Raw genomic sequence first — 1,175 nt, forward strand, 5'->3', positions numbered from 1 at the left:
GAGGCGGCGGCGACGCTGACGGCGCTCCAGGCGGCCTTGGTGCTGTTGCACTCGGCGCTGTTGGCGCCGTACAGCTCGATGGCCGCGGCCACCGAGGCCGACCTGATGTTGGCGTAGCGCCAGGAGGACGTCTTGCGGTTCAGGGCGCCCATGTAGATCTTGCCGGCCTTCTGCACGCTGACGCCGGTCACCGACGACGGTCCGCCGGAGCAGATCGGGCTGGAAGGCTTGCCGCCGCCGGGGTTGTTGCCCTCGGCCAGCAGGTAGAACCAGTGGTTGAGCGGCCCGGCCGCCGAGTGCACCTCGGTGTTGGGGATGGAGGAGGAGTAGCAGTTGGGGTCACCCAGGGCGCTGGGGTTGTACATGTTGCGGATCGGGCCCTGGCCGACCAGGTCGACCTCCTCGCCCACCAGGTAGTCCGGCGGGTCGTTGGGGTTGTTGGCGTAGGCCTCGGTCAGCGCGCCGAAGATGTCGCCGGTGCCCTCGTTGATGCCGCCGTTCTCGTTGCCGGAGCCGGCGCCGCCGGGGGTGGTCTGGAAGATGGCGTGGCCGAACTCGTGGGCCACCACGTCGATGGGGGTGGCCTGCTGGGTGTTGGCCTGGTTGTGGCCGAAGTTGGTGTAGCTGCCGTTCCAGTAGGCGTTGACGTCGGCCAGGCCGACGCGGGCGGGGAAGCCCCTGCCGCTGCCGTCGATGCCGCTGCGGCCCAGCCAGTCGCGCAGCATGTCCCACTCGCGCTGGACGCTGAAGAGGGCGTCCACGCAGGCGGTCTCCAGGTTGGTGCCCGAACCGTTGCCCCAGGCGTCGTCGGTGCCGGTGTAGGCCGAGCCGCCCTGGCCGCCGCACGCGATGCCGGGCCGGGTGGTGTCGGTCATGGAGTACGAGCTGCCCGAGCCGCTGGTGTTGATGGTGACCTGGCCGTAGTAGAAGCCGTTGCCGCTGCCCTCGCGGACCAGGTCCACCGCGTCGGCGACGGCGCCGGTGCGGGCGTCGACGTAGACGTTCTGCACGCTGGGCTTGCCCTTGGCCAGGCCGGAGACCTTGACCTCCCAGGCCAGCTTGGGTGTCTCGCCGCGGGCGAGCACGACCAGGCGGGGGGCGGCGCTGTCGTCGACGCGGGACAGGCGGGCCTTGGCGGTGGCGGTGGCCTTGGCGGCGCTGACGGTGGCCTTGGT

General features: G+C 71.1%; 1 protein-coding gene. It reads right to left on the reverse strand.

From position 1 onward, the window contains the following. Positions 1–1,175, reverse strand: a 1,175-nt coding sequence (locus ABZ444_RS51440) for a M4 family metallopeptidase (RefSeq protein WP_358012716.1), incomplete at both ends; no start/stop codon positions are given.

Source organism: Nonomuraea sp. NPDC005730, from assembly GCF_040630865.1.
In the GTDB taxonomy this organism is placed as follows: Bacteria; Actinomycetota; Actinomycetes; order Streptosporangiales; family Streptosporangiaceae; genus Nonomuraea.